The 26524-nt window shown below is 56.8% G+C and carries 25 protein-coding genes; 17 read left to right on the top strand and 8 right to left on the bottom strand.

The features are described from left to right. Positions 1-192: 192 nt before the first annotated feature. Positions 193-399: a DUF1107 domain-containing protein gene (locus ACMGEE_RS18405; RefSeq protein WP_246760837.1), complete on the top strand. Its 207-nt coding sequence runs from the start codon at positions 193-195 to the stop codon at positions 397-399. A 56-nt stretch (positions 400-455) separates the two neighbouring features. Here ACMGEE_RS18405 and paeA read toward each other — a convergent pair whose 3' ends face one another. Beyond that, a complete protein-coding gene (gene paeA / locus ACMGEE_RS18410) occupies positions 456-1781 on the bottom strand; it encodes a polyamine export protein PaeA (protein WP_253455841.1) in 1326 nt (441 codons plus the stop codon). A gap of 524 nt (positions 1782-2305) precedes the next feature. Between paeA and tamA the strand changes: the two genes are divergently transcribed. Genes tamA through ACMGEE_RS18425 form a run of 3 tightly spaced genes read left to right on the top strand, consistent with a single transcriptional unit; the run spans position 2306 to position 8147 of the window. Beyond that, positions 2306-4021 (top strand): autotransporter assembly complex protein TamA, encoded by a 1716-nt coding sequence (tamA, locus tag ACMGEE_RS18415; RefSeq protein ID WP_370734835.1) that lies wholly within the window; start codon positions 2306-2308, stop codon positions 4019-4021. Beyond that, positions 4018-7791: an autotransporter assembly complex protein TamB gene (tamB, locus tag ACMGEE_RS18420; RefSeq protein ID WP_301252910.1), complete on the top strand. Its 3774-nt coding sequence runs from the start codon at positions 4018-4020 to the stop codon at positions 7789-7791. The genes tamA and tamB overlap by 4 nt, the downstream gene beginning before the upstream one ends. Positions 7792-7793: 2 nt before the next feature. Then, complete coding sequence (locus ACMGEE_RS18425; protein ID WP_125290334.1) at positions 7794-8147, top strand: gamma-glutamylcyclotransferase family protein; 354 nt, start codon at positions 7794-7796, stop codon at positions 8145-8147. 68 nt (positions 8148-8215) lie between these two features. On the opposite strand, the gene ppa is transcribed toward ACMGEE_RS18425, so the two are convergent. Continuing rightward, positions 8216-8743, bottom strand: coding sequence for an inorganic diphosphatase (gene ppa, locus ACMGEE_RS18430; RefSeq protein WP_125290335.1), 528 nt, complete (start codon positions 8741-8743; stop codon positions 8216-8218). Positions 8744-8929: 186 nt separating this feature from the next. Continuing rightward, positions 8930-9928: a class 1 fructose-bisphosphatase gene (fbp, locus tag ACMGEE_RS18435; RefSeq protein WP_253455834.1), complete on the bottom strand. Its 999-nt coding sequence runs from the start codon at positions 9926-9928 to the stop codon at positions 8930-8932. A gap of 169 nt (positions 9929-10097) precedes the next feature. On the opposite strand from fbp, the gene mpl reads away from it, so the two are divergent. Next, positions 10098-11450 carry a UDP-N-acetylmuramate:L-alanyl-gamma-D-glutamyl-meso-diaminopimelate ligase gene (gene mpl, locus ACMGEE_RS18440; protein ID WP_125290337.1) on the top strand — a complete coding sequence of 451 codons (1353 nt, stop codon included), beginning with the start codon at positions 10098-10100 and terminating at the stop codon, positions 11448-11450. Positions 11451-11495: 45 nt separating this feature from the next. Here mpl and yjgA read toward each other — a convergent pair whose 3' ends face one another. Continuing rightward, the gene (gene yjgA / locus ACMGEE_RS18445) at positions 11496-12038 is read right to left on the bottom strand and encodes a ribosome biogenesis factor YjgA (RefSeq protein ID WP_253455830.1); all 543 of its coding nucleotides are present in this window, start codon (positions 12036-12038) and stop codon (positions 11496-11498) included. Positions 12039-12200: 162 nt separating this feature from the next. Here yjgA and pmbA point away from each other — a divergent pair, with 162 nt between their 5' ends. The 12 genes from pmbA to ACMGEE_RS18505 all read left to right on the top strand — a co-directional run bounded on the left by pmbA (position 12201) and on the right by ACMGEE_RS18505 (position 22833). After that, entirely contained in the window at positions 12201-13541 is a 1341-nt protein-coding gene (gene pmbA / locus ACMGEE_RS18450) for a metalloprotease PmbA (protein ID WP_125290339.1), read from the top strand. A gap of 573 nt (positions 13542-14114) precedes the next feature. Next, entirely contained in the window at positions 14115-14483 is a 369-nt protein-coding gene (locus ACMGEE_RS18455; protein WP_125290340.1) for a tlde1 domain-containing protein, read from the top strand. Beyond that, on the top strand, positions 14480-14911 hold the full coding sequence (locus ACMGEE_RS18460; protein ID WP_436830452.1) for a hypothetical protein: 432 nt from the start codon (positions 14480-14482) through the stop codon (positions 14909-14911). Before ACMGEE_RS18455 ends, ACMGEE_RS18460 begins: the two co-directional genes overlap by 4 nt. A 408-nt stretch (positions 14912-15319) precedes the next feature. After that, a complete protein-coding gene (locus ACMGEE_RS18465; RefSeq protein ID WP_301252916.1) occupies positions 15320-15649 on the top strand; it encodes a glycine dehydrogenase in 330 nt (109 codons plus the stop codon). A 22-nt stretch (positions 15650-15671) separates the two neighbouring features. Further along, a complete protein-coding gene (locus tag ACMGEE_RS18470; protein WP_253455817.1) occupies positions 15672-16034 on the top strand; it encodes a glycine-rich SFCGS family protein in 363 nt (120 codons plus the stop codon). Positions 16035-16037: 3 nt separating this feature from the next. After that, on the top strand, positions 16038-16334 hold the full coding sequence (locus tag ACMGEE_RS18475; protein WP_436830453.1) for a DUF4312 family protein: 297 nt from the start codon (positions 16038-16040) through the stop codon (positions 16332-16334). 51 nt (positions 16335-16385) lie between these two features. Continuing rightward, a complete protein-coding gene (locus tag ACMGEE_RS18480; protein WP_253455811.1) occupies positions 16386-17162 on the top strand; it encodes a DUF4311 domain-containing protein in 777 nt (258 codons plus the stop codon). A gap of 10 nt (positions 17163-17172) precedes the next feature. Beyond that, entirely contained in the window at positions 17173-17814 is a 642-nt protein-coding gene (locus tag ACMGEE_RS18485) for a DUF4310 family protein (protein ID WP_125290346.1), read from the top strand. 58 nt (positions 17815-17872) lie between these two features. After that, on the top strand, positions 17873-19006 hold the full coding sequence (locus ACMGEE_RS18490; protein WP_436830454.1) for an amidohydrolase/deacetylase family metallohydrolase: 1134 nt from the start codon (positions 17873-17875) through the stop codon (positions 19004-19006). After that, positions 18990-20111: a DgaE family pyridoxal phosphate-dependent ammonia lyase gene (locus tag ACMGEE_RS18495; protein ID WP_370734780.1), complete on the top strand. Its 1122-nt coding sequence runs from the start codon at positions 18990-18992 to the stop codon at positions 20109-20111. Before ACMGEE_RS18490 ends, ACMGEE_RS18495 begins: the two co-directional genes overlap by 17 nt. Further along, positions 20108-20848, top strand: a complete 741-nt coding sequence (gene dagF, locus ACMGEE_RS18500; RefSeq protein ID WP_436830455.1) for a 2-dehydro-3-deoxy-phosphogluconate aldolase — start codon at positions 20108-20110, stop codon at positions 20846-20848. Before ACMGEE_RS18495 ends, dagF begins: the two co-directional genes overlap by 4 nt. A gap of 74 nt (positions 20849-20922) precedes the next feature. Further along, positions 20923-22833 carry a BglG family transcription antiterminator gene (locus ACMGEE_RS18505; RefSeq protein WP_253455800.1) on the top strand — a complete coding sequence of 637 codons (1911 nt, stop codon included), beginning with the start codon at positions 20923-20925 and terminating at the stop codon, positions 22831-22833. A gap of 55 nt (positions 22834-22888) precedes the next feature. Here ACMGEE_RS18505 and dolP read toward each other — a convergent pair whose 3' ends face one another. Genes dolP through ACMGEE_RS18525 form a run of 4 tightly spaced genes read right to left on the bottom strand, consistent with a single transcriptional unit; the run spans position 22889 to position 26483 of the window. Further along, positions 22889-23461: a division/outer membrane stress-associated lipid-binding lipoprotein gene (dolP, locus tag ACMGEE_RS18510; protein ID WP_301730289.1), complete on the bottom strand. Its 573-nt coding sequence runs from the start codon at positions 23459-23461 to the stop codon at positions 22889-22891. A gap of 9 nt (positions 23462-23470) precedes the next feature. Continuing rightward, a complete protein-coding gene (gene diaA / locus ACMGEE_RS18515) occupies positions 23471-24061 on the bottom strand; it encodes a DnaA initiator-associating protein DiaA (RefSeq protein WP_125290352.1) in 591 nt (196 codons plus the stop codon). A gap of 29 nt (positions 24062-24090) precedes the next feature. Beyond that, complete coding sequence (locus ACMGEE_RS18520; protein ID WP_301252923.1) at positions 24091-24483, bottom strand: YraN family protein; 393 nt, start codon at positions 24481-24483, stop codon at positions 24091-24093. Next, entirely contained in the window at positions 24441-26483 is a 2043-nt protein-coding gene (locus ACMGEE_RS18525; RefSeq protein WP_369895153.1) for a penicillin-binding protein activator, read from the bottom strand. The genes ACMGEE_RS18520 and ACMGEE_RS18525 overlap by 43 nt, the downstream gene beginning before the upstream one ends. Positions 26484-26524 lie beyond the last annotated feature (41 nt).

Raw genomic sequence — 26524 nt, forward strand, 5'->3', positions numbered from 1 at the left:
TCGAAGGTTTATACTGCGTTCATGCAGCCGGGTGAAAGAGCCTACTGTCATGATGTGTAAAAACAGTAAAAAAACTCGGTTTTAGGAATTTTAGAAGTGAAACCTGGTCTATAGTGTATCCACTTTGTGCTGCAAAGATTCGTACCGAACTTGGAAACGACGCAGCACGCATCATCTTTCAGGAGTTGTAACATGAAGATTTTCCAGCGCTATAATCCGCTGCAGGTGGCCAAATATGTCAAAACACTGTTCCGTGGCCGGATCTACATCAAAGATGTAGGCGCATTTGAGTTCGATAAAGGTAAGATCCTGATCCCACGCATTAAAGATAAGCAGCACTATAGCGTGATGTCAGAAGTGAACCGTCAGGTGCTGCGTTTGCAGACCGAGTTCAACTAGCAACCGGCAGGCCGGTTCAAAAGAAAGAAGGCGCGAAATTCGCGCCTTTTCTGTTTTTATTCTTCGACCATTTTGTTCAGCACGGCGGCACCCTGTCGGGTTTCATCAATCCTCGTCACCAGAAGCTGATCGATACGGTAGCTGTCGATATCCACTACCTCGAACTTATAGCCGTGAAACTTCACGAAGTCGGTGCGTTTAGGGATTTTTCTCAGCATATACATCATAAAGCCGCCGATAGTCTCGTAGTTGCCGGACTGCGGGAACTCGTCGATATCCAGTACGCGCATCACGTCGTCGATTGGCGTGCCGCCTTCCACCAGCCAGGAATTCTCGTCGCGCGCCACGATCTGCTCTTCCATTCCCTGGCCAACCAGATCGCCCATCAGCGTGGTCATCACATCGTTCAGGGTAATGATCCCCACTACCAGCGCATATTCGTTCATGATCACCGCAAAATCTTCCCCTGCGGTTTTAAAGCTTTCCAGCGCTTCGGAGAGCGTCAGCGTATCCGGCACGATCAACGCCGAACGGATCTGCACGCCGCTGTTAAGCGCCATGCTCTGGTTGCCCAGCACGCGCAGCAGCAGCTCTTTGGAATCGACATAGCCGACGATATGGTCGATATCGTCATTACAGACCAGAAACTTGGAGTGCGGATGATTGGCAATCTTCTCCTTCAGGCTCGACTCATCCTCATGCAGATTGAACCACACCACGTTCTCGCGCGAGGTCATGGAGGAGGGCACGGTGCGCGACTCCAGCTCAAACACGTTTTCAATCAGCTCGTGCTCCTGCTTGCGCAGTACGCCAGCGAGCGCGCCCGCTTCTACCACCGCGTAGATATCGTCTGAGGTGATATCGTCCTTGCGCACCAGCGGGATTTTAAACAGGCGGAAAATAATATTGGCGCCGCCGTTAAAGAACCACACCAGCGGCCGAAAGATAAACAGGCACATCCGCATTGGATTGATGATTTTCAGCGCGACGGTTTCCGGCGCGATCATCCCCAGACGTTTTGGGAAAAGATCGGCGAACAGGATAAACAGGCTGGTCACCACGGTAAAAGAGGCGATAAAGCTCAGCTGCTCCGCCAGTACCGGGCCGGTGATGCGATCGAAAAGCGAGCGGAACACGGGCGAAAACGCGGAATCGCCCACGATACCGCCCAGAATAGCCACGGCGTTCAGGCCTATCTGCACCACGGTAAAAAACATCCCCGGCGTTTCCTGCATCTTCAGCACGCGCTGGGCGTTGATGTTGCCGTCGTCCGCCAGCAGCTTCAGCTTGATTTTGCGCGAGGCGGCCAGAGAGATTTCCGAAAGTGAAAAAAATGAGCTGATGGCGATCAGCATTAAGATGACAAGCAAGCTGTCTAACATAAAACATCCATTAAATGGCCGCTTCAGGCGCTTTCAGAGGAAAATGCGCTAAAGCAGGCCTTAAGTTGATTACCTGTCATTTTTGGCCTGGGCAGCAGATGAGGAGCAGCTGACCTTCTGTACCTGTGAGCGGCACCGGGCTATCCGTGCCAAAAATGTCTGCGCCATTTGGCTTGGGCAGAAAGACGTTAACTGGCCGCAGCGCGGCCTCTGCCAGAGATTATAGCTGTGGTGAGGATTGCTTACAATTACGGCGCTGCAGGCGAACCGGCGGTGAGATTTATCCGAGTCTGCATTGCAGGCTGATATAGCGTAACATTCCCTCACGATCCATGGTTGTAACCTGGCGATTCTTTGCACACAATAACGCAAATTTCGGCCTTTCAGTGAAAAAGAGCCTCTGAACCCGTAAAAAGTTGCCATGCTTAAGCGGGCTATTTTCAAGATTCAGCAGTTGCGCCCATCTGGAATCCGGGCCGGCAATAAATTCAGGAGTTAGCGTGCCACGAATCCATGTCTATTGCATGTTAGGTCTGATCGCAGCCGTGCCTGCCGCTCAGGCGGCTACGGTGCGTTTGCAGGTTACTGGCCTGTCTGGGGAATTACAAAAAAACGTGCGCGCAAGATTGTCGACCATCGCAAGCGAGGAAGTGACCTCCGATGGGCGTTTCCGCGCGCGCGTCAGCGAAGCGGTTAAGGAAGGACTTAAGGCGCTGGGCTACTACGAGCCGGAAATTGAATTTGAACTGCAGCCGCCGCCTGCGGGCGGCAGACGTCCGGTGCTGCTGACGAAAGTCACGCCCGGCCCGCCGGTGAAGCTGGCGGGCGAAACGGTGATTATTCGCGGTGGCGCGCGCACCGACGAGGATTACCAGACGCTGGTACGCACCGGCAAAGCCAAAATCGGCGGCGTGCTTAACCACAGCGACTACGACAGCTTTAAAAGCTCGCTCAGCAATCTGGCGCTGCGCAAAGGCTATTTTGACGGCGACTACCGCAAAAGCCAGCTGGGCGTTTCCGTCGAGCGGCACGAAGCTTTCTGGGATATCGATTACGACAGCGGTCAGCGCTACCGCTTTGGCGACGTCACCTTTGAAGGGTCGCAGATCCGCGAGGAATACCTGCAAAACCTGGTGCCGTTTAAAAAGGGCGACTACTACAGCTCGCGCGATTTGGCCGAGCTGAACCGCCGCCTTTCCTCTACCGGCTGGTTTAATTCCGTGGTGGTCGCGCCGCAGTTCGATCAATCCCGCAAAAATAAAATATTACCGCTGCACGGCGTGGTCAGTCCGCGTACGGAAAACACCATCGAAACGGGCGTGGGCTATTCCACCGACGTCGGCCCGCGCGTTAAAGCGACCTGGAAAAGGCCCTGGGTAAACTCCTACGGCCACAGCTTTACCACCAGCGCCAATATCTCTGCGCCGGAGCAGCAGCTCGACTTCAGCTATAAAATCCCGCTGCTGAAAAACCCGGTCGAGCAGTATTACCTGCTGCAGGGCGGCCTGAAAAGAACCGACCTGAACGACACCAAATCCGACTCCACCACGCTGGCCGCGTCCCGCTACTGGGAATCCTCTACGGGCTGGCAGCGCGCCATTAATCTGCACTGGAGCCTGGATCACTTTACCCAGGGTAACGTCACCAACACCACCATGCTGATCTATCCCGGCGTCAGCGTTAACCGCACCCGTTCGCGCGGCGGCCTGATGCCCGTGTGGGGCGACTCGCAGCGCTACTCGCTGGATGTCTCCGATACGACCTGGGCCTCGGATATCGATTTCGCCGTGGTGCAGGCGCAAAACGTCTGGATCCGCACGCTGGCGGATAAACATCGCTTCGTGCTGCGCGGCAATCTCGGCTGGATTGAAACCAACGATTTTGAACGCGTGCCGCCTGATTTGCGCTTTTTCGCCGGTGGCGACCGCAGCATTCGCGGCTACAAGTACAAAGGCATTTCGCCGCGCGACGACGATGGCAAGCTGACCGGCGCCTCGAAGCTGGCGACCGGATCGGTGGAATATCAGTACAACGTAACCGGTAAATGGTGGGGCGCGGTGTTTGTGGATTCCGGCGAAGCGGTCAACGACATCAAGCAGAGCAATGTCAAAACCGGCGCCGGTTTCGGCGTGCGCTGGCAGTCGCCGGTTGGGCCGATCAAGCTGGATATCGCCCGTCCGGTCGGCGACAGCGAAGATCGGGACATACAGTTTTATATCGGATTGGGGCCTGAATTATGAGTCGCTGGAAAAAGGTCCTTATTGGCATCCTGATTTTCCTGGTTGTGCTGCTCGGCAGCGTGGCATTTTTAATTGGCACCACCACCGGATTACATCTGGTGCTGAACGGCGCGGCGCGCTGGGTGCCGGGGCTGGACATCAAACAGGTCAGCGGCGGCTGGCGTAACCTGACGTTAAAAGGCGTGCAGTATGAGATGCCTGGCGTGACGGTTAATGCCGGCGAGTTTCATCTGGCCCTGCAGCTGGGCTGCCTGAAAAACAGCGCGTTCTGCGTCAATGACCTTGCACTGCGCGACGTCAGCGTGGTGGTGGACAGCAAAAAGCTGGGGCCGCCCGCGCCGGAAGCGAAAGAGGATGAAGCCTCTTCCGGCGATCTCAGCACGCCGTACCCGATTACGCTGCGCCAGCTGGCGCTGCATAACGTCACGGTAAAAGTAGACGACACGGCGATCTCGCTGGCGGACTTTACCTCTGGCCTCAGCTGGCAGCAGCGCGCGCTGACCTTAACGCCGACCCATATTCAGGGCCTGCTGATTGCGCTGCCGAAGGCGGCCAAAGTGGCCGACGAGCAGGTGGTGCAGCCAAAAGTGCAGCAGCCGCAGGCTAACGAGCCGCCGCTGGGCGAAACGCTGAAGGCGATGTTCGCCAAACCGCTGCTGCCGGATCTGCCTGATTTCAAAATGCCGCTGGATGTAAACGTACAGCAGATCCTCGGCGAGCAGCTGCGCATTACCGGCGATACCGATATCGCCATCACGCGTCTGCTGGTGAAGGCGCAAACGCAGGATCGCCTGCTGCGTCTGGAAACGCTGGATGTGGATTCGCCGCAGGGTCAGCTCAACGCCAGCGGTCAGGCACAGCTGGCGGATGCCTGGCCGGTGAATTTCAACCTCACCAGCTCGCTTAACGTCGATCCGATCAAAGGCGAGAAGATCAAAATGACCGTCGGCGGCGGCCTGCGTGAGCAGCTGGATCTGGCACTGAACCTTTCCGGCCCCGTGCGGATGCAGCTGAACGCGCAAACGAAGCTGGCCGAAGCGGGCCTGCCGCTGGCGATGACGATGCAAAGCGCGCAGCTGCGCTGGCCGCTGACCGGCGAAACGCAGTATCAGGCCGATAACCTGAACTTCAGCATAAAAGGCAAAGCGACGGACTATGTTATGTCGCTGAAAGCCGCGCTGCGCGGCCAGGCCATTCCGCCCGCCACGCTTACGCTGGACGGCAAGGGTAACGCGGAGCAGTTCTCGCTGGATAAGCTGCGGCTGGCCGCGCTGGAGGGCACCACCGACCTGACGGCGCTGGTGGACTGGAGCAAGGCGATCAGCTGGCGCAGCGAGCTTCAGCTTAACGGCATCAACACCGCCCGGCAGTATCCCGACTGGCCAGCGAAGCTGGAAGGTAAAATCACCACGCGCGGCAGCCTGTACGGCGGCAGCTGGCAAATGCGCGTACCTGAACTGAAGCTGCGCGGCAACGTGAAACAGAATGCGGTTAGCGCTGACGGCTCGCTTTACGGCAACAGCTACAACCAGTGGGATATTCCCGGCATCAAACTGGTGTTGGGCCGTAATAATGTCGATGTTAAAGGCTCGCTCGGCGACAAGCTGTCGCTGGACGCCAATATTGACGCTGAGCATCTGGATAACGCGCTGCCTGGCCTGGGCGGCGTGGCGAAGGGCACCATCAAAGCGCGCGGCGATTTGAAAACGCCGCAGCTGCTGGCTGATTTAACCGCTACCGGCCTCCGCTGGCAGGCGATGAGCATCGCCCGCGTCGCGCTACAGGGCGACGTGAAATCAGGCGAGCAGATCCAGGGCAAGCTGGCGCTGCGCGTGGATCGGCTGAAGCAGGACACGCTGACGGTTAACCGGCTGGATCTGGACGCCAGCGGCGATGAAAAAGCGCACCAGCTGAAGCTGACGGTCAATGGCGATCCGGTTTCCGGCCAGCTCCAGCTGAACGGCAGCTTCGATCGCAGCCAGCAGCGCTGGCGCGGCACGCTGAACAATACCCGCTTCGACACCCCGGTAGGGGAATGGCGCTTAACGCGCGCCATTGCGCTGGACTATCTCAACAGTAGCCAGACGGTCTCGGTTGGCCCGCACTGCTGGCAAAACCCCAACGCTGAACTGTGCGTGCCGCAAACCATCGAAGCCGGCCCGTCCGGCCATGCGAAGGTGACGCTCAACCGTTTCGATCTGGCGATGGTGAAACCTTTCCTGACGGATGAAACCAAACTCAGCGGTGTCTTCAGCGGCGATGCCGACGTCAGCTGGACAGCAGACGGCGGTTTGCCGCAGGGCCGCGTCTCGCTGAAAGGCAACGGCGTGAAGGTCGCGCAGGATGTGGACGGCAATACGCTGCCCGTAGCCTTTGATACGCTGAACCTGAACGCGGCGCTGCGTAACGGTCGCGCCCAGCTCGACTGGCTGATCCGCATCGCTAAAAACGGCCAGCTGGATGGCAACGTGCAGATCGCCGATCCGCAGAACAAACGCGGGCTTTCCGGCAACGTTAATATTAAAAACATCGATCTGACGCTGCTCAATCCGGCGCTGATGCAGGGCGAAAAAGTGGCCGGCGTGCTTAACAGCGCGCTGCGCCTGGGCGGCAGCCTGCAAAAACCGCAGGTCTTTGGTCAACTGGGGCTGAAAAACGTCGATGTTCAGGGCAGCTTTATGCCGGTCGATCTGACCTCAGCCAATCTGAACATGGTCTTTAACGGCATGAGTTCTACCCTACAGGGTCTGATCGAGACGTCTCAGGGGCAGCTGGCGCTCAGCGGCGACGCGGACTGGGCGCAGCTGGACGCCTGGCGGGCGCGTATTGCGGCGAAGGGCAGCAAAATCCGCGTGACGGTGCCGCCGATGATCCGCATGGACGTTTCGCCGGATCTGGAGTTTGAAGCCACGCCGCAGGCGTTTAACCTGAACGGCCGCGTCGATATTCCCTGGGCGCGCGTGACCGTCCAGGAAGTGCCGGAAAGCGCCGTTGGCGTCTCGTCGGATGAAGTGCTGCTGGATGAAAACCTCAAGCCGATTGCGCCGAAAAGCACCTCGATTCCGATCAACAGCAACCTGGTTATTCACGTCGGTAACGACGTGCGTCTGAGCGCCTTTGGGCTGAAAGCGAAGCTGAACGGCGATCTGAAGCTGGCGCAGGATAAACGCGGGCTGGGGCTGAACGGCCAGATCAACATTCCTTCCGGGCGTTTCCATGCCTACGGTCAGGATCTGATCGTGCGTAAAGGCGAGCTGCAATTCTCTGGCCCGGCCAACCAGCCTTACCTCAACATCGAGGCTATCCGCAACCCGGAAGCCACGGAAAATGACGTCACAGCAGGCGTGCGCGTTACCGGTCTGGCCGACGAGCCGAAGGCGGAAGTCTTCTCCGATCCGGCTATGTCGCAGCAGGAAGCGCTCTCTTATCTGCTGCGTGGACAGGGTCTGGACGCGACCGGCAGCGACAGCAGCGCATTAACCTCGGCGCTGGTGGGATTAGGGCTTGCACAAAGTGGGCAGGTTGTGGGTAAAATCGGGGAGACTTTCGGCGTAAGTAATCTCGCGCTGGACACGGCGGGCGTCGGCGACAGCCAGCAGGTTCAGGTCAGCGGTTACGTGCTGCCGGGTCTACAGGTAAAATATGGTGTTGGCATATTTGATTCACTGGCGACCTTAACCTTACGTTATCGCCTGATGCCCAAACTTTATTTGGAAGCGGTGTCTGGTGTAGACCAGGCGCTTGATGTGCTCTATCAGTTTGAGTTCTAGCAATGCGAATAATTGTCTACGGCAGCCTGAGACGCAAGCAAGGCAACAGTCACTGGATGACCAACGGGCAGTGGCTGGGCGATCATCAGATCGACGGCTACGAGCTATATAATCTGGGTCTCTACCCCGGCGTCGTCGCGGGTAGCGGGCAGGTTTACTGCGAGGTCTACCGGGTGGACGCCTCCACGCTGGGCGAGCTGGACGCGCTCAGAACCAAAGGCGGAGAGTATAAGCGCGAGCTGATGCCGACGCCTTACGGCAGCGCATGGCTGTACGTTTATCAGCGTTCGGTAGAGGGCAAGCAGCGGATAGCCAGCGGAGACTGGCTGCTGCGGGATAACCAGGATCCTGCCTGACACGCGTGACATAAATAAAAACACCGCTCACTGAGCGGTGTTTTTTTATCTACTGTCCGGGCGGCGGTTTACTTCTTCGCGCGCTCGAAAGAGGAGATGATTTCAGCTTTCGCCGCTTCAGCGTTGTCCCAGCCTTCCACTTTCACCCATTTGCCTTTCTCCAGCGCTTTATACTGCTCGAAGAAGTGGGTGATCTGCGCACGCAGCAGTTCCGGCAGGTCGTTCACATCTTTGATGTGATCGTACTCTTTGGTCAGCTTGGTGTGCGGAACCGCAACCAGCTTGGCGTCTTCGCCAGACTCGTCGGTCATTTTCAGCACGCCAACCGGACGGCAGCGGATCACTGAGCCTGGCTGCAGTGGGTATGGCGTCGGCACCAGCACGTCTACCGGGTCACCGTCCAGAGACAGCGTGTGGTTGATGTAACCGTAGTTGCACGGATAGAACATCGCGGTAGACATGAAACGGTCAACAAACAGCGTGCCGGAGTCTTTATCTACTTCATATTTGATCGGATCGGCATTGGCCGGGATTTCAATAACAACGTAGATATCTTCTGGCAGATCTTTACCCGCTGGAACCTGGTTTAAACTCATGGTGAATTCCTTTAATCGTCTTAAATCAAGTGACGCTCATTATAGCCAACTGGATATGAAAGTATGCCCCCTTTTTGGGCTTTCAGAATGCTCCAGTACGCTGGCCGATTATTTAACGTGCTGGCAAAGCGCACGCAAAAAAAACAGGGCGATCCGAAGATCGCCCTGTCTGCATAGCCGTCGGCCTTAAGCGTCCGGATATTCGCGCAGGAAACGCTCGGTGTCGTCAACCATATCGGTGTTGCCGACAAAGAACGGCGAGCGCTGATGCAGGGTTTCCGGCACCAGATCCAGAATGCGGTTTTTGCCGTCGCTGGCCTTGCCGCCGGCCTGTTCGGCCAGAAACGCCATCGGGTTGCACTCATACAGCAGGCGCAGCTTGCCCTGTGGGTGGCTGGCGGTGCTTGGATAGAGATAGATGCCGCCTTTCAGCAGGTTGCGGTGGAAATCCGCCACCAGCGAGCCGATATAGCGCGAGGTATAAGGGCGATGGGTCAGCTGATCTTCTTCCTGGCAGAACTTCAGGTATTTCTTCACGCCCTGCGGGAAACGGATGTAGTTGCCTTCGTTAATGGAATAGGTGTAGCCCTTTTCCGGGAAAGCCATTTTTTCCGCGCTGAGGCAGAAAACGCCCAGCGAAGGATCGTAGGTGAAAGCGTGCACGCCACAGCCGGTGGTGTAAACCAGCATGGTAGAGGAACCGTAGACGACATAGCCCGCGGCAACCTGCTGACTGCCCGGCTGCAGGAAATCTTCTTCCGTTACCGGCGTGCCTGGCGGCGTGATGCGGCGGTAGATAGAGAAAATTGTGCCGACGGAAACGTTGACGTCGATGTTGGAAGAGCCGTCCAGCGGATCCATCAACACCACGTATTTACCGTTTTCAACGCCTTCAAAAATAACGATTTCATCTTCTTCTTCAGAAGCGATACCGGCTACGATGCCGCGCGCTTTCAGCGCAGCCTTCAGTTTTTCGTTGGCAAACAGATCGAGCTTCATCTGCTGTTCGCCCTGCACGTTTTCCACGCCGCTGGCGCCCAGAATATCGACCAGCCCCGCTTTGTTGATGTCACGGTGAATGATTTTTGCGCCCAGCTTGATAGCTGAAATCAGCGCCGTCAGTTCACCTGTGGCGTGAGGAAAGTCGTGTTGCTTCTCGACGATAAATTCGCCTAACGTTTTCATAACACAATCCCTGAATCTGCGGTTGAACAGCAGCCTGCGATACAAACTGCCAACGTATGTCGAGGCAGTTTAGCCGAATGAGGGCTAAAGAACATAGGGCAAATTCCGTTTCTTCCGCACGATGAGGACGCTACACTGTGCACCGACCCTTTCAGTAAACGGACCTTTTATGCGTATTCACATCCTCGGTATCTGCGGCACATTCATGGGCGGTCTGGCAATGCTGGCCCGATCGCTGGGTCATGAAGTGACCGGTTCCGATGCCAACGTTTATCCGCCGATGAGCACGCTTTTAGAAAAGCAAGGCATTGATTTAATTCAGGGATATGATGCTTCCCAGCTCGATCCCGCGCCCGACTTAGTGATCATCGGCAACGCCATGACGCGCGGCAACGCCTGTGTGGAAGCGGTGCTGGAACGGAATATTCCTTACCTCTCCGGCCCGCAATGGCTGCACGATTTCGTCCTGCGCGACCGCTGGGTGATTGCGGTTGCCGGAACGCACGGAAAAACCACTACGGCGGGCATGACCGCGTGGATCCTGCAGGCGTGCGGGCTGGAGCCGGGCTTTGTCATCGGCGGCGTGCCGGGTAACTTCGACGTTTCCGCAACTTTAGGAAAAAGCCCATTCTTCGTGATTGAGGCGGATGAATATGACTGCGCGTTCTTCGATAAGCGCTCAAAGTTCGTGCATTACTGCCCGCGCACGCTGATCCTGAATAACCTTGAGTTTGACCATGCGGATATTTTCGATGATTTAAAAGCGATCCAGCGGCAGTTCCATCATCTGGTGCGCATCGTGCCGGGTCAGGGACGGATTATCGTGCCGGAGCAGGACAGCAACCTGAAGCAGGTGATAGCGATGGGCTGCTGGAGCGAGCAGGAAAGCACCGGCGAAAACGGCCGCTGGCAGGCGAAAAAGCTGACGCCGGACGCCTCGCATTGGGAAGTCTGGCTGGACGGCGAGCGCGTGGCGGAAGTGAACTGGTCGCTGGTGGGCGAGCACAACATGCATAACGGCCTGATGGCCATTGCCGCTGCACGCCACGTAGGCGTGAAGCCGGAAGATGCCGGTAAGGCGCTGGACGACTTTATCAACGCCCGCCGTCGCCTGGAACTGCGCGGCGAAGCCAATGGCATTAAGGTTTACGATGATTTTGCGCATCATCCTACCGCCATTCTGGCGACCATGACCGCGCTGCGCAGCAAGGTAGGCGGCAGAGCGCGTATCCTGGCGGTGCTGGAGCCACGCTCCAACACCATGAAAATGGGCATCAGCAAAGACGATTTAGCGCCTGCGCTGGGCCGGGCCGATGAAGTGTTTTTGCTGCAGCCGCACCATATTCCGTGGCAGGTCGCCGAAGTGGCAGAGGCGTGCGTACAGCCCGCTCACTGGAGCGCGGACGTGGATACGCTGGTAGAGATGATTGCTAAAACGGCGCAGCCGGGCGACTACATCCTGGTGATGAGCAACGGGGGATTTGGCGGCATTCATCAGAAGCTGCTGGATCGGCTGGCGTAACGGGCCAGCCAGTCGGCGCTGCGGGCAAGCAAACCCGCAGCGTTTTCAGGAGGCTTCGGCCAGCTCGCGCAGATACTGGAAGATCTGGCGGGAAGCTTTCGGCGGCTTATTGGCCGCTTTTTCTTTCTGGGCGTTGCGGATCATCGAGCGCAGCTGCTGACGATCGGCGTTCGGATAAAGCTGTAAAACGTCCGCCATCGCGTCATCGCCTTCGGCAACCAGACGATCGCGCAGCATCTCCAGCTTATGGAACAGCGCAACCTGCTGGTTGTGACGGTTTTTCAGCTTGTCCAGCGCCTGCCGGATAGGATCTTCGTCGCGCGAGCGCAGCATTTTGCCAATCAGCTGCAGCTGACGGCGGCGTCCCTCTTTCTTGATCTTCTGCGCCAGCTCGATGGCGGCGCGCAGATCTTCATCCAGCGGGATTTTATCCAGCGAGTTACCGCTCAGTTCTACCAGCTCGGCGCCCAGGCGCTTCAGCTCTTCGGCATCACGTTTAATTTCACTTTTACTGACCCAGATAATTTCATCATCTTCTTCTTCGTTATCTGGTACATCATCGAGCCAGTCGTCAGGCTGTTTGGTCATGGGAGGCTCCCTAAAAAAGAGGCTAATGCTATCAGGAAACTCAGGCTACTGCGAAATTGTTCGCTGAGTCTGTTAGACTCAGGTAAACCTGAAACCCTGAAGAGTCCGGAAATCTGGTGGCGTATACCCAGAAAAGCCCTCTGTTAATTATATGGTAGGTCGATGAAATTACTCTCCCAAGTTGCAGAACAGCGTAAAACCCTCGAAGAGGCGGTCGCAACAGCACTCGAGCTGGCCAAAGCCAGCACCGATGGGGCGGAAGTCGCCGTCACCAGAACCACGGGGATCGGCGTCAGCACCCGCTACGGCGAAGTAGAAAACGTTGAATTTAACAGCGACGGCGCTTTAGGCATTACCGTTTATCATCAGAATCGCAAAGGCAGCGCGTCTTCGACCGATCTCAGCCCGGACGCCATTGCGCGTACCGTGCAGGCGGCTGTCGATATCGCCCGCTATACCTCCGCCGATCCTTATGCGGGCGTGGCGGATCGCGATCTGCTGGCTTTCGATGCGCCGGATCTGGATCTTTTCCATCCCACCGATCTGGATCCTGACAGAGCGATCGAGATGGCGGCGCGGGCCGAGCAGGCTGCGCTCAAAGCCGACAAGCGTATTACCAATACCGAAGGCGGCAGCTTCAACAGCCATATCGGCATGAAGGTCTTCGGCAACAGCCACGGCATGATCCAGGGCTACTCATCCAGCCGCCATTCGATTTCAGCCAGTGTTATTGCCGAAGCTAACGGCGATATGGAGCGCGATTACGCCTACACCATCGGCCGCGCTATCGAAGACCTGAAGTCGCCGGAGTGGGTCGGCGAAGAGTGCGCCCGCCGCACGCTGTCACGCCTCTCGCCGCGCAAGCTCGCCACCATGAAAGCGCCGGTTATTTTTGCGGCGGAAGTGGCGACAGGCCTGTTTGGCCATCTGGTCGGCGCGATCAGCGGCGGCAGCGTCTACCGCAAATCCACTTTCCTGCTGGATGCGATGGGCAAACAGATCCTGCCGGAATGGCTGACCATCCAGGAGCAGCCACACCTGCGTAAGGGCCTGGCCTCTACGCCGTTCGACAGCGAAGGCGTGCGTACCGAACAGCGCGACATCATCAAAGACGGCGTGCTGCAAACCTGGCTGCTGACCAGCTACTCGGCGCGCAAGCTGGGCCTGAAAAGCACCGGCCATGCGGGCGGCATCCATAACTGGCGCATCAACGGTCAGGGCGACAGCTTCGACCAGCTGCTGAAAAAAATGGGCACCGGCCTGGTAGTGACGGAACTGATGGGCCAGGGCGTTAGCGGCATCACCGGCGACTACTCGCGCGGCGCGGCCGGTTTCTGGGTCGAAAACGGCGAAATTCAGTATCCGGTAAGCGAAATCACTATCGCAGGCAACCTGAAGGACATGTGGCGCAATATGGTCACGGTGGGCAGCGATATCGAAACTCGCAGCAATATTCAGTGCGGCTCCGTGCTGATCCCGGAAATGAAAATCGCCGGACAATAATTCTGGTGGCTTATGTAAGGGAGGCGCAGACTGCGCCTCCCTTTACTTCCCAGCCTGCTACTGATGGTGATGAGTTCTGCCCTGTAAAACCTTAAAATGAAAAGATCTCCGCCACAGTGAGATTTCTGCATGGATTAATATTTGCTTTGGAGGGCTTTAATGAATTTTGATGCTGAAACCGTAAATAAATGCACAAAAAGTGATAGCTATCGTAACTATCAATTTAGAAATCCCGCCAGGCAAAGAATACCAACCATAAAAACCTACACTAGCGCCGCTATATAAATATAGAGGCGATGAAATCGCCGGTAAAATAGAAAAAATTAGATAACCTTCCTCATATAGCCTTCACAACCCCGTCGGTTGCCAGGGTTCATGATGCGTAAGTGGCATGCGTAGAAATCCCACCTTGAATCGATAATACGCCAGGTTTATGCAAAATCAATTCTTTTTTGATTGAGGTTATAAGAGGCCTAAATTTTTTGCTGCCGCTATAGAAACGCTTAAGCGATATCTGTTAAGTAATCTTGCTAAGAGGCTTTATAACATGTGAGGTAAACAAGGAGAGTAACAATGGCATGGACGTATAATGTAATGATGAAGACCTTTAAGCGTAACGGGGAATACAAGTTCAGCGCGCTTTATGCTGGTGCTCCGGGCTATAAAGATAATCCTGAGTATGAATGTCTGCGCGATAGAGGCCCGTTGCCCAGAGGTAAATACCGGATCACAGGCGTTCCATTCACACATAAAAAAGCGGGTCGATTCACGCTTCGCCTTGAGCCAGATAAAGGCAACAATATGTGTAATCGGAGTGGTTTTCTAATTCATGGAGAAAGTCAAACGCATCCAGGCGAAGCCTCAAATGGCTGCATCATACTGGATCCAAGGTTCCGTAAAGCAATTTGGGATTCAAAGGATAAGGAGATTATTGTTGAATGAGATATTTTCTTCTCCCCTTAATTATTTGCAGCACCTGTACGCTTGCCGCGCCGGTGCTTGATAATAATTGTAAGTCGCCCATATCAGGTACTGCCATAAGAATGATGGATAAAATGCATGAGGAAATGCATATTGACATTAAGAGCATACCGCCCGATGGGGTAACCACGGAATTGCTATTCAACGAACCTGTCTCTGATTTGTTATCACAATACTATGCCGAAAAAACCTATAAAACCGATACCCTTTTATCGATAAGCGATAACAAAGAAATATATTCACAGGATAATCCTGTTAACCTCATAATTAAGTTTACTGTTAAAGATAAGGAGGGAAAAGAGGATATTTTCCTTGTCTCTACCATTGCGAATGATTATGAGTGTAATTTAGAATTTAACGGTTATTTGATTGTCAAGCGTGAATTCTGATTTTGCCCCTGTGTCAGCGCGCAGGGGCTTCTCACTATCTGGGAATTTACTTTATGTCTGTTTTATTTCTTAAATAGAGCTAATCTTTCTTTTTTTTATTTAAATAATGATTTCGTTCTCCACTACCATAAGCAATTCCTATGGTTTCCATCAGGATAGCCGCTGCGATCGCCGTTATCGGCCGATCAGGCAGACATTTTTTCTGTCGTACTGTGATTTACCTTCCACTTTTGCTCTTCTGTTAAGTGAAATAACCATTTTGTGAAGGATTTCCCTGGCTTCGCGCTTATTTCCACTTTGAAACGGAAAAATGCGGTCTACAAAATCGCTACCTCCGGCGCTACTTTATTTCTCTCGCGAATAAATTCGGTTTACAGCCGAACCAAAACGGAAAATAAGGGGCTTTGCGTGAAAAATGGAGCAGTGGCGGTAGAGAACGGCGATACGGCCATTCAGGCGCTGGCCGACAGCGTGATGACACAAATTAATCAGCTGTTTGCCGCCGAAAAAATTTATCCCAATGCGGTGCAGCAGCAAATGCTGTCTTCGCACGTGCGGGCGATGGCGCTGCGTTCGCTGACCGGCGAGTCGCTGCCGGAGGTTGAGGCCGACCTGTTTGAGGATATCTCGCCTGAATCTATGTCGCTGGCTCAGCAGGTGGTGGATCTTTTTGGCAATCTGCCAAAAGAGGAAGCCTGGCTGCTCTCTGTTCATTTTGAAGTGGCAAAAGAAAACTAATTTACTCACCGGAGAACGCAATATGTCACAAGTCATTGTTGTTATTGGCGATCGTTTAGGGAAAGGCCAGAAAGTCGCGGCAGGCGTCGAGAAAGCGGGCGGGAAGGCCGTGGTGGTGCCGGGCGTGGCGGCGGACATGAAGCTGGGCGACGTCATGAAAGCGGAAAATGCCACTTTCGGCATCTCTTTTTGCGGCAGCGGCGGCGCAGGCGCTATTACCGCGCAAACCAAACACGGCTACAAAGCGAAATATGGCATGCGCTCTGTAGAAGAGGGCGTAACCGCCATCAACGAGGGCGCGAACGTGCTCGGCTTTGGCTTTATGGACAAAGAAGAGCTGGGCGAACGCCTGGTGCAGGCCTGGAACAAGAAGCACGGTGCCTGACCGATGAAGGAGCAATTTACCACAGCGGTAAAGGTCAGCGGCAAAGGCGACAGCAAAGAGAAAGCGTTCGCCGATGCGCTGAGCCGTGTGCAGAGCACGCTGCTAAAGACGACCGGTAAGGTGCTGCTGCGCATTGAGCCGCAGGAGGTCAGGGTGGTGCAGGCGCGGGAAAGCGTCAGGAAAGAACGCTTTTTGTTTTTCTTTCTGGCGAGGGAGCGGCGGAGTTACAGCATCGAACTGGAAATTACCGTCAGCGTGAATGCTATCGATGTCGACAAAATCGATTTCCTCACGCGCTAGCCGGGCAAACATAACTTAAAAACGTTGGCGCAAGCCTGCAAGGAAAGTGTGATGTTTTTAATTATCCTTTTTAAATCTCTTATTATCGGCGGCCTGGTCGGAGTAGGCGTTGGCGCTGGCGCCGCGCGTATGTTTCATGCGCCGGCGACTCAGGGTATGGGCGCCTTTCGCACGCTGGGTGAACTCAACTCCTGTGAAGGCGATCCCGCCTCTCACTTCTCGTTTGGTCTGGGTTTCTTCTTTAACGCCTGGGCTTCTTCCGTTGCCGCAGGCTCGTTTACCCAGGACGTCGACCACCGCATTATCCCAAACTGGGGCGCGGCGGCGCTGATGATCCGAAACCGCAACCTGGCAGAAACGCTGCACGATCCGAAAAAAATGGCCATCGCCTGCGGCCTGATCGGCATGGTGGTGGTCGCCTTTCTGAATTCTACCGCTTCGGCCGTGCCGGCGGCGCTCCAGATCACCGCCGTTAAGGTGCTGGTGCCTGCGGCTAACCTGCTGGTCAATACCGTGATGCCGGTAATCTTCTGGCTGGCGGCAATCGATGCCGGTAAAAAATCGGGTTTCTGGGCCACCATCTTCGGCGGCCTGGCGCAGCTGATTATGGGCAATGCGGTGCCGGGACTGGTGCTGGGCATTTTGATCGGCAAGGGCGTTGAGGAGAGCGGCTGGCATCGCGTCACCAAAGTGATGATGTTCGCCATCGTGCTGCTGTTTGTCCTGAGTGGCTTCTTCCGCGGCTTCGATATGAAAATGCTGGAATCTTTCCGGCTGGGCGTGCCGGACTGGCTGTCGATGTTCCATAACGCGCTGAGCGGAAAATAAGGAGAGGAAAATGGAAGCAAAAAGCGGTTTCTGGTATGCCGACTGGTCTTTCCCGATCTTTGTCGGCCTGCTTTCCGCCGGCGTGTTCGCCGGAACGCATATGTATTACGTCTATGGGCTGGGCGCGTTTAACGAGGTCGCCTTTGTCTCTATGCTGCGCGCGGGTATGGAAACCGGCGTCTATGGCGCGGTGGCGGCCTTTGGCGCGAGCTTTCTGTTCGCCCGTATTATCGAAGGGTCGCTGGTGGGCATTCTGGATATTGGCGGCGCCATCCAGACGGGCGTCGGCCTTGGCGTGCCGGCGCTGCTGTTGGGCGCCGGATTTATCTTCCCCGTGGCCAACTTTGCCGCCTCGCTGCTGACCGGCCTGATCCTGGGCCTGGCGATCGGCTACCTCATTATTCTGGCGCGCAGGTTCACCATCAATAACAGCGATTCAACCTATGGCGCCGACGTCATGATGGGCGCGGGCAACGCGTCCGGGCGTTTCCTCGGGCCGCTAATTATTCTCTCGGCTATGGCCGCCTCAATTCCCATCGGTCTGGGTTCGCTCATCGGCGCGCTGCTGTTTTATCTCTGGAACAAGCCTATTACCGGCGGCGCCATTCTGGGCGCAATGCTGCTGGGCGCATTTTTCCCGGTGGCGCTCTAGCCCGATCGCCAGGGCTCAGCGGCGCTGGCGACCGCTTTTGCAGACGGAGGAGTTTGCCATGTTTGATTTTATTGTGCGCCGGGCGCGCCTGGCGGACGGCGGGCTGACCGATATCGCCGTACACAACGGAAAAATTGCCGCGCTGGGCGAGGTCAGCGGCCAGGCCACGCGCGAGTACGATTTGGCCGGGCTTTTTTACCTGAGCGCCGGATGGATCGATTCGCACGTGCACTGCTATCCCAATTCGCCGATTTATCACGACGAAGCGGACTGCATCGGCGTCGCTACCGGCGTGACGACCGTCGTGGATGCGGGCAGCACCGGCGCGGACGATGTTGACGAGTTCTGTCGTTTAACCCGCAGCGCCCGCACGCAGGTTTACGCCTTGCTGAATATCGCGCGCACCGGCATCGTAACGCAAAACGAGCTGGCGGATATGACGCAAATCGACCGCGTCGGCGTGCGTGAGGCGGTGCAGCGTTTGCCAGGGTTTATTCTTGGCATCAAGGCGCGCATAAGCAGCAGCGTGGTAGGTAAAAACGGCGTGCAGCCGCTGATCCGTGCCAAAGCGATCCAGCAGGAAAACGGCGGGTTGCCGCTGATGGTACATATTGGCAATAACCCGCCCGATCTGGATGAAATAGCCGATCTGTTGGACAGCGGCGACATCATCACCCACTGCTATAACGGCAAGCCCAACCGCATCCTGACGCCTGCCGGTCAGCTGCGCGCCTCCGTTCATCGTGCCCTGGAGCGCGGCGTGCGGCTGGATGTGGGGCACGGCACGGCCAGCTTCAGCTTCGACGTGGCGCGCGTGGCTATCGCGCAGGGCATTCTGCCGCAAACCATCAGCTCGGATATTTACTGCCGCAACCGCCTTAACGGGCCGGTGCATTCGCTGGCGCACGTGATGGCGAAATTCTTCAGCGTAGGCATGACCCTGCCGCAAATTATTGACTGCGTGACCGCCAACGCGGCTGACGGCCTGCGGCTATCGCAGAAGGGACGGCTGGAGGTGGGCTATGACGCCGATCTGACTGTTTTCGACGTGCAGGATGCGTCCTGCGTGTTTACCGATTCCGAAGGCCAGTCGGCCACGGGCGACAAGCAACTGGTGCCGCTGGCCGCCGTGGTGGCTGGCCGCTGGTTTGTTACCGAAGAAGGGAAAAAGCATCATGTCTTCGATTTATGAGAAATATGGCTTAAAACAGGTCATTAACGCCTCGGGCCGCATGACCATTCTGGGCGTCTCTACCCCTGCCGCCGACGTGGTGGACACGGTAAAGTACGGCCTTAACCACTATTTTGAAATGAACGATCTGGTTGATAAAACCGGCGCTTATATCGCCAGCCTGCTCGGCTGTGAGGATGCGGTGGTGGTTTCCTGCGCGTCGGCGGGCATCGCGCAATCCGTGGCGGCGGTCATCGTCAAAGATAACGACTGGCTGCTGGAAAACCTACACGCCGCGCCGCTGATTGTTCCTCACCATATCGTGGTGCCGAAAGGCCATAACGTTAATTACGGCGCGCCCGTCGGCACTATGGTCGCGCTGGGCGGCGGGCGTCTGGTAGAAGCAGGCTACGCCAACGAATGCTCCGCCGCGCAGCTTTCCGCCGCCGTGACGCCGCAAACGGCGGCCATTCTTTATATCAAATCGCATCACTGCGTGCAGAAAAGCCACCTCAGCGTCGAACAGGCGGCCGCCGTTGCGCGCCAGCATAATCTGCCGCTGATTGTCGATGCGGCGGCGGAAGAAGATTTACAGCGCTACTACCAGGGCGGCGCGGATCTGGTGATCTACAGCGGCGCGAAGGCTATCGAAGGCCCTACGAGCGGGCTGGTGATGGGGCGCAAAAAATACGTTGAGTGGGTGAAGCGCCAGTCGCAGGGCATCGGCCGGGCAATGAAGGTCGGCAAGGAAGGCATCCTTGGCCTGACGCAGGCTATCGAAAACTATCTGCAACAGCCGAAAATGTCCGGCGCACAGATGGTCGAGAAGATGACGCCGTTTATCGACAACCTGAACGCGCTGGACGGCATCAGCGCGCGCGTGGTTTGGGATGCCGCCGGACGAGATATCGCCAGGGCAGAAATCCATTTCGACGAGCTTAAGATCGGTCTGACCACGGGCGACGTCGTGCAGAGGTTAAAAACAGGCGAGATAGCGATCTATTTTCGCGGCTATAAAGCCAATGAAGGCATTGTCGAGGTCGACGTGCGCAGCGTCTCGCCAGAGCAGCTGAATACTATTTACGTTTCCGTCAGAGCATTATTATCAGAAGGGAAAACAGCATGACGCTTATGCCAAATTTCTATCGCGATCGCGTTTGTCTGAACGTGCTGGCAGGATCGAAAGAGAACGCCCGCGAGATCTGGCAGGCGGCTGAAGGCCACGTGCTGGTTGGCGTGCTGTCGAAAAACTATGACAGCGTGGCAAGCGCCGTTGCCGATATGCGTGACTACGCGGCGCTGATCGACAATGCGCTCTCCGTTGGGCTGGGGGCGGGCGATCCGAACCAGTCGGCGATGGTCAGCGCTATTGCAGGCCAGCTGCAACCACAGCACGTGAACCAGGTGTTTACCGGCGTGGCGGCCAGCCGCGCGCTGTTGGGCCAGCGCCAGACGGTGGTTAACGGCCTGATTTCGCCGACGGGCAGGCCAGGCATGGTCAAAATTTCCACCGGGCCGCTCAGTTCGCAGGCGCCAGAGGGGATAGTACCGATAGCGACCGCGATTGCGCTGCTGAAAGATATGGGCGGCAGCTCGGTGAAATATTTCCCGATGGGCGGACTAAAGGCTATCGAGGAGTTTCGCGCGGTGGCGAAAGCCTGCGCCGAGCAGGATTTCTGGCTGGAGCCGACGGGCGGCATCGACCTGGATAACTATGCCGCCATTCTGCAAATCGCGCTGGAGGCGGGCGTCAGCAAAATCATCCCGCACATTTACAGCTCGATTATTGATAAGGCTTCCGGCAATACTCGTCCGGACGACGTCCGCGCGCTGCTGGCCATGACGAAAAAATTGGTGGGGTAAGCGCGCGATCAAGGCCGGGCGATCCCGGCCCGTTTCGTTAACGGAGCGCAACCAAGACAACCACAGGAAACCCGGTGAGATTCCCTAACCAACGCCTTGCAAGACTTTTCGATACGCTGCAAAACGAAACGCTGCCTCAGGACGAGCTGGCGCGCCGTTTTGCGGTATCTACCCGCACCGTACGTACGGACATTACCGCGCTGAATGAGCTACTGGCCGATCATGGCATCCGCTTTGTGCTGAATCGGGGCGAGGGCTATCGGTTAAAAATTGAAGATGCGCAGCGCTACAGCCAGCTGCGGCACCAGTCGCCTTCGTCTTTACGCATTCCCCGCACCTCGGCGGCGCGAGTGCATTACCTGTTAACCCGATTTCTCACCTCAGCCTATTCCCTTAAGCTGGAAGATCTGGCCGATGAATGGTTTGTCAGCCGCGCCACGCTGCAAAGCGATATGGCTGAAGTGAGAGAGTGGCTGGCGCGCTATCAGCTGGTGATTGAAACCCGGCCGCGCTACGGCATGAAGCTGTTCGGCAGCGAAATGGCCGTGCGCACCTGCCTGACCGATCTGCTCTACCAGATTGCACAGGAGGATGCCGACGATCCGCTGCTGCATCTGGAGGTGCTGAACAGCGGCATTCTGGCTACGCTACAGCCGCTGCTGAGCCAGTCGCTGGGGCGTTTTGCCGTCAGGATGACGGATGAGGGTGAGTTTTATCTGCGCCTCTACTGTGCGGTGTCCGTAAGGCGCATCAGCGAAGGCTATCCGCTTTCCGATTTCACGGCTGACGACGTGGATGACGACGTGCGAGGCGCGGCGCGCCATCTGATTGCGCTACTACAGCCGCTCACCGGCAAAGCGTTCTCAGCCGCAGAAGAAGCCTACCTGCGCGTTAATATCGCGGCACGGCGCGTTGAGGCGATTGCGCCGGATGCCATCAGCCCGGACGACGGCGAATCGCTGGTCAATTACATCCTTAGCTACATCAATACTCACTACAACTTTAATCTGCAAAGCGACGGGCAGCTGCGGGCGGATTTGCTGACCCATATTAAAACCATGATCACCCGTGTGCGTTACCAGATCGCTATTCCTAACCCGCTGCTGGCGAACATCAAGCAGCACTATCCGATGGCGTGGGACGTGACGCTGGCCGCCGTATCCAGCTGGGGAAAATACACCCCTTATACCATCAGTGAAAACGAGATGGGATTTCTGGTGCTGCATATCGGCGTCGGCCTGGAGCGGCACTATGACGTCGGCTACCGGCGCCATCCGCAGGTGCTGCTGGTGTGCGATACCGGCAATTCCACCGTGCGCATGATCCAGGCGATGCTGATGCGGAAATATCCGCAGATCGTGGTCAACAATATTATTTCGCAGCGCGAGTATGAGCAGCAGCCGGGTATTGAAGAAGATTTTGTTATCTCCACTACGCGCCTGGTCGAGAAACAAAAGCCGGTGGTGGTGATGTCGCCTTTTCCCACGGAATACCAGCTGGAGCAGATTGGCAAACTGGTGCTGGTGGATCGCACCCGGCCTTATATGCTGGAAAAGTTCTTTGACGCCGGCCATTTTCTTGTTATCGACCAGCCCGTAACCCAGGCGGAGCTGTTCCGTATGCTCTGCGATCGGCTGGAAAAAGAGGGCGCGGTCGACCAGACGTTTCACGATTCCGTCGTGGAGCGCGAAGCCATTGTCAGCACGATGTTTGGCGAAGGCATTGCGCTACCGCACTCGCTGGGCCTGCTGGCGAAGAAAAGCGTGGTCTATACCGTGCTGGCGCCGCAGGGCATCGCATGGGGAGACGAAACGGCCTCGGTGATCTTTCTGCTGGCGATCAGCAAAAGCGATTATGAAGAGGCGATGGCGATTTACGATCTGTTCGTGACGTTCCTGCGCGAGCGGGCGATGGCGCGGCTGCGCGACAGCAAGGATTTTGTCAGCTTCAAGGCGGTAGCGATGGATTGTCTGAGTCGGCTATAGCGGGCGACGCGGTATGATAAAAGTGAAAGCCCGGCATTGGCCGGGCTTTTGCTGCTTATTGCAGAATAGTGAACGCGGTGGTGACGTGCTTCACGCCGCTGACCCGGCTGGCGATATCGGCCGCCGCTTTGGCTTCTGCGGTAGTGACCAGACCTAACAGGAACACCTCGCCGTTTTCGGTGGTGACCTTCACGTTAGAAGATTTGACCTGGTCGCTGGAAAGCAGGTTGGAACGCACTTTGGTGGTGATCCAGGTATCGGAAGAGGCCGTGCCAAAGCTGGCCTTCTCGCTGGTGCGGATTTCGTTATAGACCTCGGTTGCGCCATCCACGCCGACGGCGATCTGTTTGGCGCGGTTAGCGACATCGGCGCTCGGCGCCTGGCCGGTCAGCAGCACTTTGCCCTGATAGGCCGTTGCCACGATGTGGGCTTCTTTTTTGATCTGGTCGTCTTTCGCCAGCGCGTTGCTGACGCGTAACTCCAGCGTGCCGTCATCAACCTGGGTGCCCACGGTACGCGGGTCGGTGGCCGTTTTGGTGGCGACCGCCGCGCTGCCGATCACGGCGGCGACGCAGCCCTGTAGCATCAGCGCGGACAGCACGATGGCGGTTGCGGAAATCAGCTTCATCATAGCTCCTTAAACGTCCTGGTGGGGAAACAAGGTGTTATCGATCAAATCGCACAGGCAATTCACGGTTAACATATGCATTTCCTGAATCCTCGCGCTCCGGTGCGAGGGAATACGAATTTCCACGTCCTGTGGACCCAGCAAACCGGCGAGTTCGCCGCCGTCATAGCCGGTCAGCGCGACAATCGTCATATCGCGCGTTACCGCTGCCTCAACGGCCTTCACAATATCACGGCTGTTGCCGCGCGTTGAAATGGCCAGCAGAATATCGCCAGCATGGCCCAGCGCGCGGACCTGCTTGGCGTAGATTTCGTCGTGCAGGCGATCGTTGCCGATTGCCGTCAGCAGCACGTTATCCGCGCTCAGCGCTACCGCAGGCAGGCTGGGGCGCTCGGTTTCGTAACGGTTGATCATACTGGCCGCAAAGTGCTGGGCGTTGGCGCTGGAGGTGCCGTTGCCACAGCTCAGCACTTTATTGCCGTTCAGCAGCGACTGGACAATCGTCATCGCCGCGCGCGAAATAGCATCCGGCAGCGCTTCCGCTGCGGCTATCTGCGTCTGAATACTTTCGGTAAAACAAACTTTGATTCTTTCCAGCACGTTTTTCACCTGGCAAGTGGTTGGCGAAATTACTCCGCCGTAAAAGCATCGGACAACCAGTCCGTTCGTGCGCCGGTTATCGCTACCACATCAAAGCGGCAGCGGGCGCTCTCAAGGCTGCTCTGGCGACCGTTCAGCCATAAGGCTGCGGCTTTCAGCAGCTTTTGCTGCTTGCTGCGGGTTACGCTGGCGGCGGCGCCGCCGAACCGATCGTTACGGCGATAGCGCACCTCTACGAAAACCCACGTCTCGCCATCGCGCATAATCAGGTCGATCTCTCCGACGCGAAAGCGGACGTTAGCCGCGATAAAAGTTAATCCTGCACTTTCCAGCAGGCGGCGGGCCTGTAGCTCATAGCCCGCCCCCGTTTGCTGACGGCTCAGGATGCCGGAACGATTTGTCCCTGGCGATACTGGCTCCATACCAACTTCCTGTTGATGACGCAGTCCTGGGTGGCGCTCAGGTTGCCGGTTTCCCCCTGCAGCCGGAAGCCCGGCAGCTGGCGCACTTCATTGAAGTGATTGGCCAGGGTCCATGCGTCCACGCCCATGGCATAGAGACGAACCTGAGAGTAATCGTTGTTAAAGTTTTTAGCCGCCTGCTGCATCAGCGAGGGATTAGCGCCCGACAGCAGCGGGATATCGCTGAACTGCACGCCTTCCATCTCCAGACGATAGTCCGGGCCGCTGCCCGCCTGATAGCTGCGCGAGCTGGCATAAATCTGTGCCATATTGCGGCTGCTGACGCGCATGGAGAGGGAAGGCTTGATAAGCGCCATCTCATCCTGCGTCGCCACGACATACAGCGAATCCACGCTGCCGTCGCCTGCCGCTGGTGTATCCGCCTGCGGCGCCGGAATGGTCAGGCCCGCAATAGTTACGCCCTGCGGCTGCTGCGGCTGAGCAACGATCGGCGTACCGGTCAGACGCAAGCCCGCACCGCTATTAATGCCCTGCTTCAGCTCGCCCTGCGAACCGAACTGCTGTTGTAGCACGGTCGCGCCGCCCAGCTGCTGCCATTCTGCAGCAAATGCTTTGCTGACGCGATCGCCCAACGAGCTGCGCGGCACCAGCAGCAGCGGCGAACGCTTGCCCTGATCCCACATATGATGCGCGGCGTCACGCGCTTCGTCTTCAGGAGAAAGCGCAAAGTAACAAAGATTCGGATGGTTCTGTACCGTCTCCGGCTCGTTAAGCGCCAGGATATTCAACGGCGTTTGTAAGGCAGCTAAACGCTCGACGTTGCTTTTCAGCAGCGGGCCGACCACCAGCGTGGCGCCGTCTTTCTGCGCCTGCGCCAGCACCTGATCTATCGGCTGGCTGCTGGTGTCGTAGACCTGAACCTGCGCCGAACTGGATGGCGGCGCGGTTTGCGCCACGCTGCCGTTCTGCACGGCAGGCTGAGCGGCGCTATCGCTGTTTTGCGCAGCTGGCTGAGCAGCAGCGCTATCGGTGGCCGGACTGGCTGCTGCTGGCACGGCGTTGGCATCGACAGGCGTGGCGGTATTGGCGTCAACAGGTGCGGTGCTGGCGGCGGCGGCCTGCGGCTGTGCAGCCGGCTGGGCCAGCGCACCATTGCGTGCGTCGTCAAACCCTTTCTGAATCGCTTTGGCGAAGATCTGCGCCTGGCCGCTTAACGGCAGCAGCAGCGCAATTTTACCGGTCGACGACTGCTGGAAGTTCTGCACCTGGCTCAGCGCCGTTGGCAGCATTTTCGCCGCCGGGTTGTTAGGATAGCGCGTCTGCCAGTCGCTGATGCCCGCTTTCAGCATCGTGGGATCGCTGACGTTGGCCTTATAGACGTTGAGCAGATCCAGCCAGCCCTGTAGCGTGTTTTCATCGGCGTTGATCACCAGGCCGTTGGCCTGCTCTGGCGTCATCTGGCTCAGCGCCAGCCAGGTTGCATCAATATTTTTCTGCTTATCGGCTGGCGAGCTCAGCAGCGGTTCCTGCGCAATATAAGCGCGCAGCTGCGTTAATCCCTGGCTGCCGGCAATTTGCAGCTGGTAGTAACGGGCCTGCTGCTCCTTCGACAGGGAGGCGGCATCAATCTGCTGCAAAAGCTGCGCCGCGCCGGCCGCATCCTTCTGCATCACCTTGAGCTGCGCCTGTAGCAGCAGCGATTCCTGATGCTGGACATCATTCAGCTGCTGCGGCAGGTTGGCCAGCTGGTCGCTGGCCTGAGGAATTTTTCCTTCGTTCAGCAGCGCCCGGATTGCGAGTAATTGCCAGTCAACCTTGTTATCATCTGAACTTTGCTGCATTTGCTGCAAATAAGAGTCGGAAGTGCCTGTCGCGGTGCCCTGCACGTTGACCGTCGGCGCCTGTGGGCCCTGGCCGGAACAACCGGCAAAAATCAGGGCCGCCAGCAGCAGAGGCACGCAGCGTCCTGCTTTGTTATGAATGACTTTCGAAGGAAGCATACTGTATCCAGTTATGTTTTTTTCAAGATGCTCAATATTAA

The organism is Erwinia artemisiae (assembly GCF_051400835.1).
Taxonomy (GTDB): Bacteria; Pseudomonadota; Gammaproteobacteria; order Enterobacterales; family Enterobacteriaceae; genus Erwinia; species Erwinia aeris.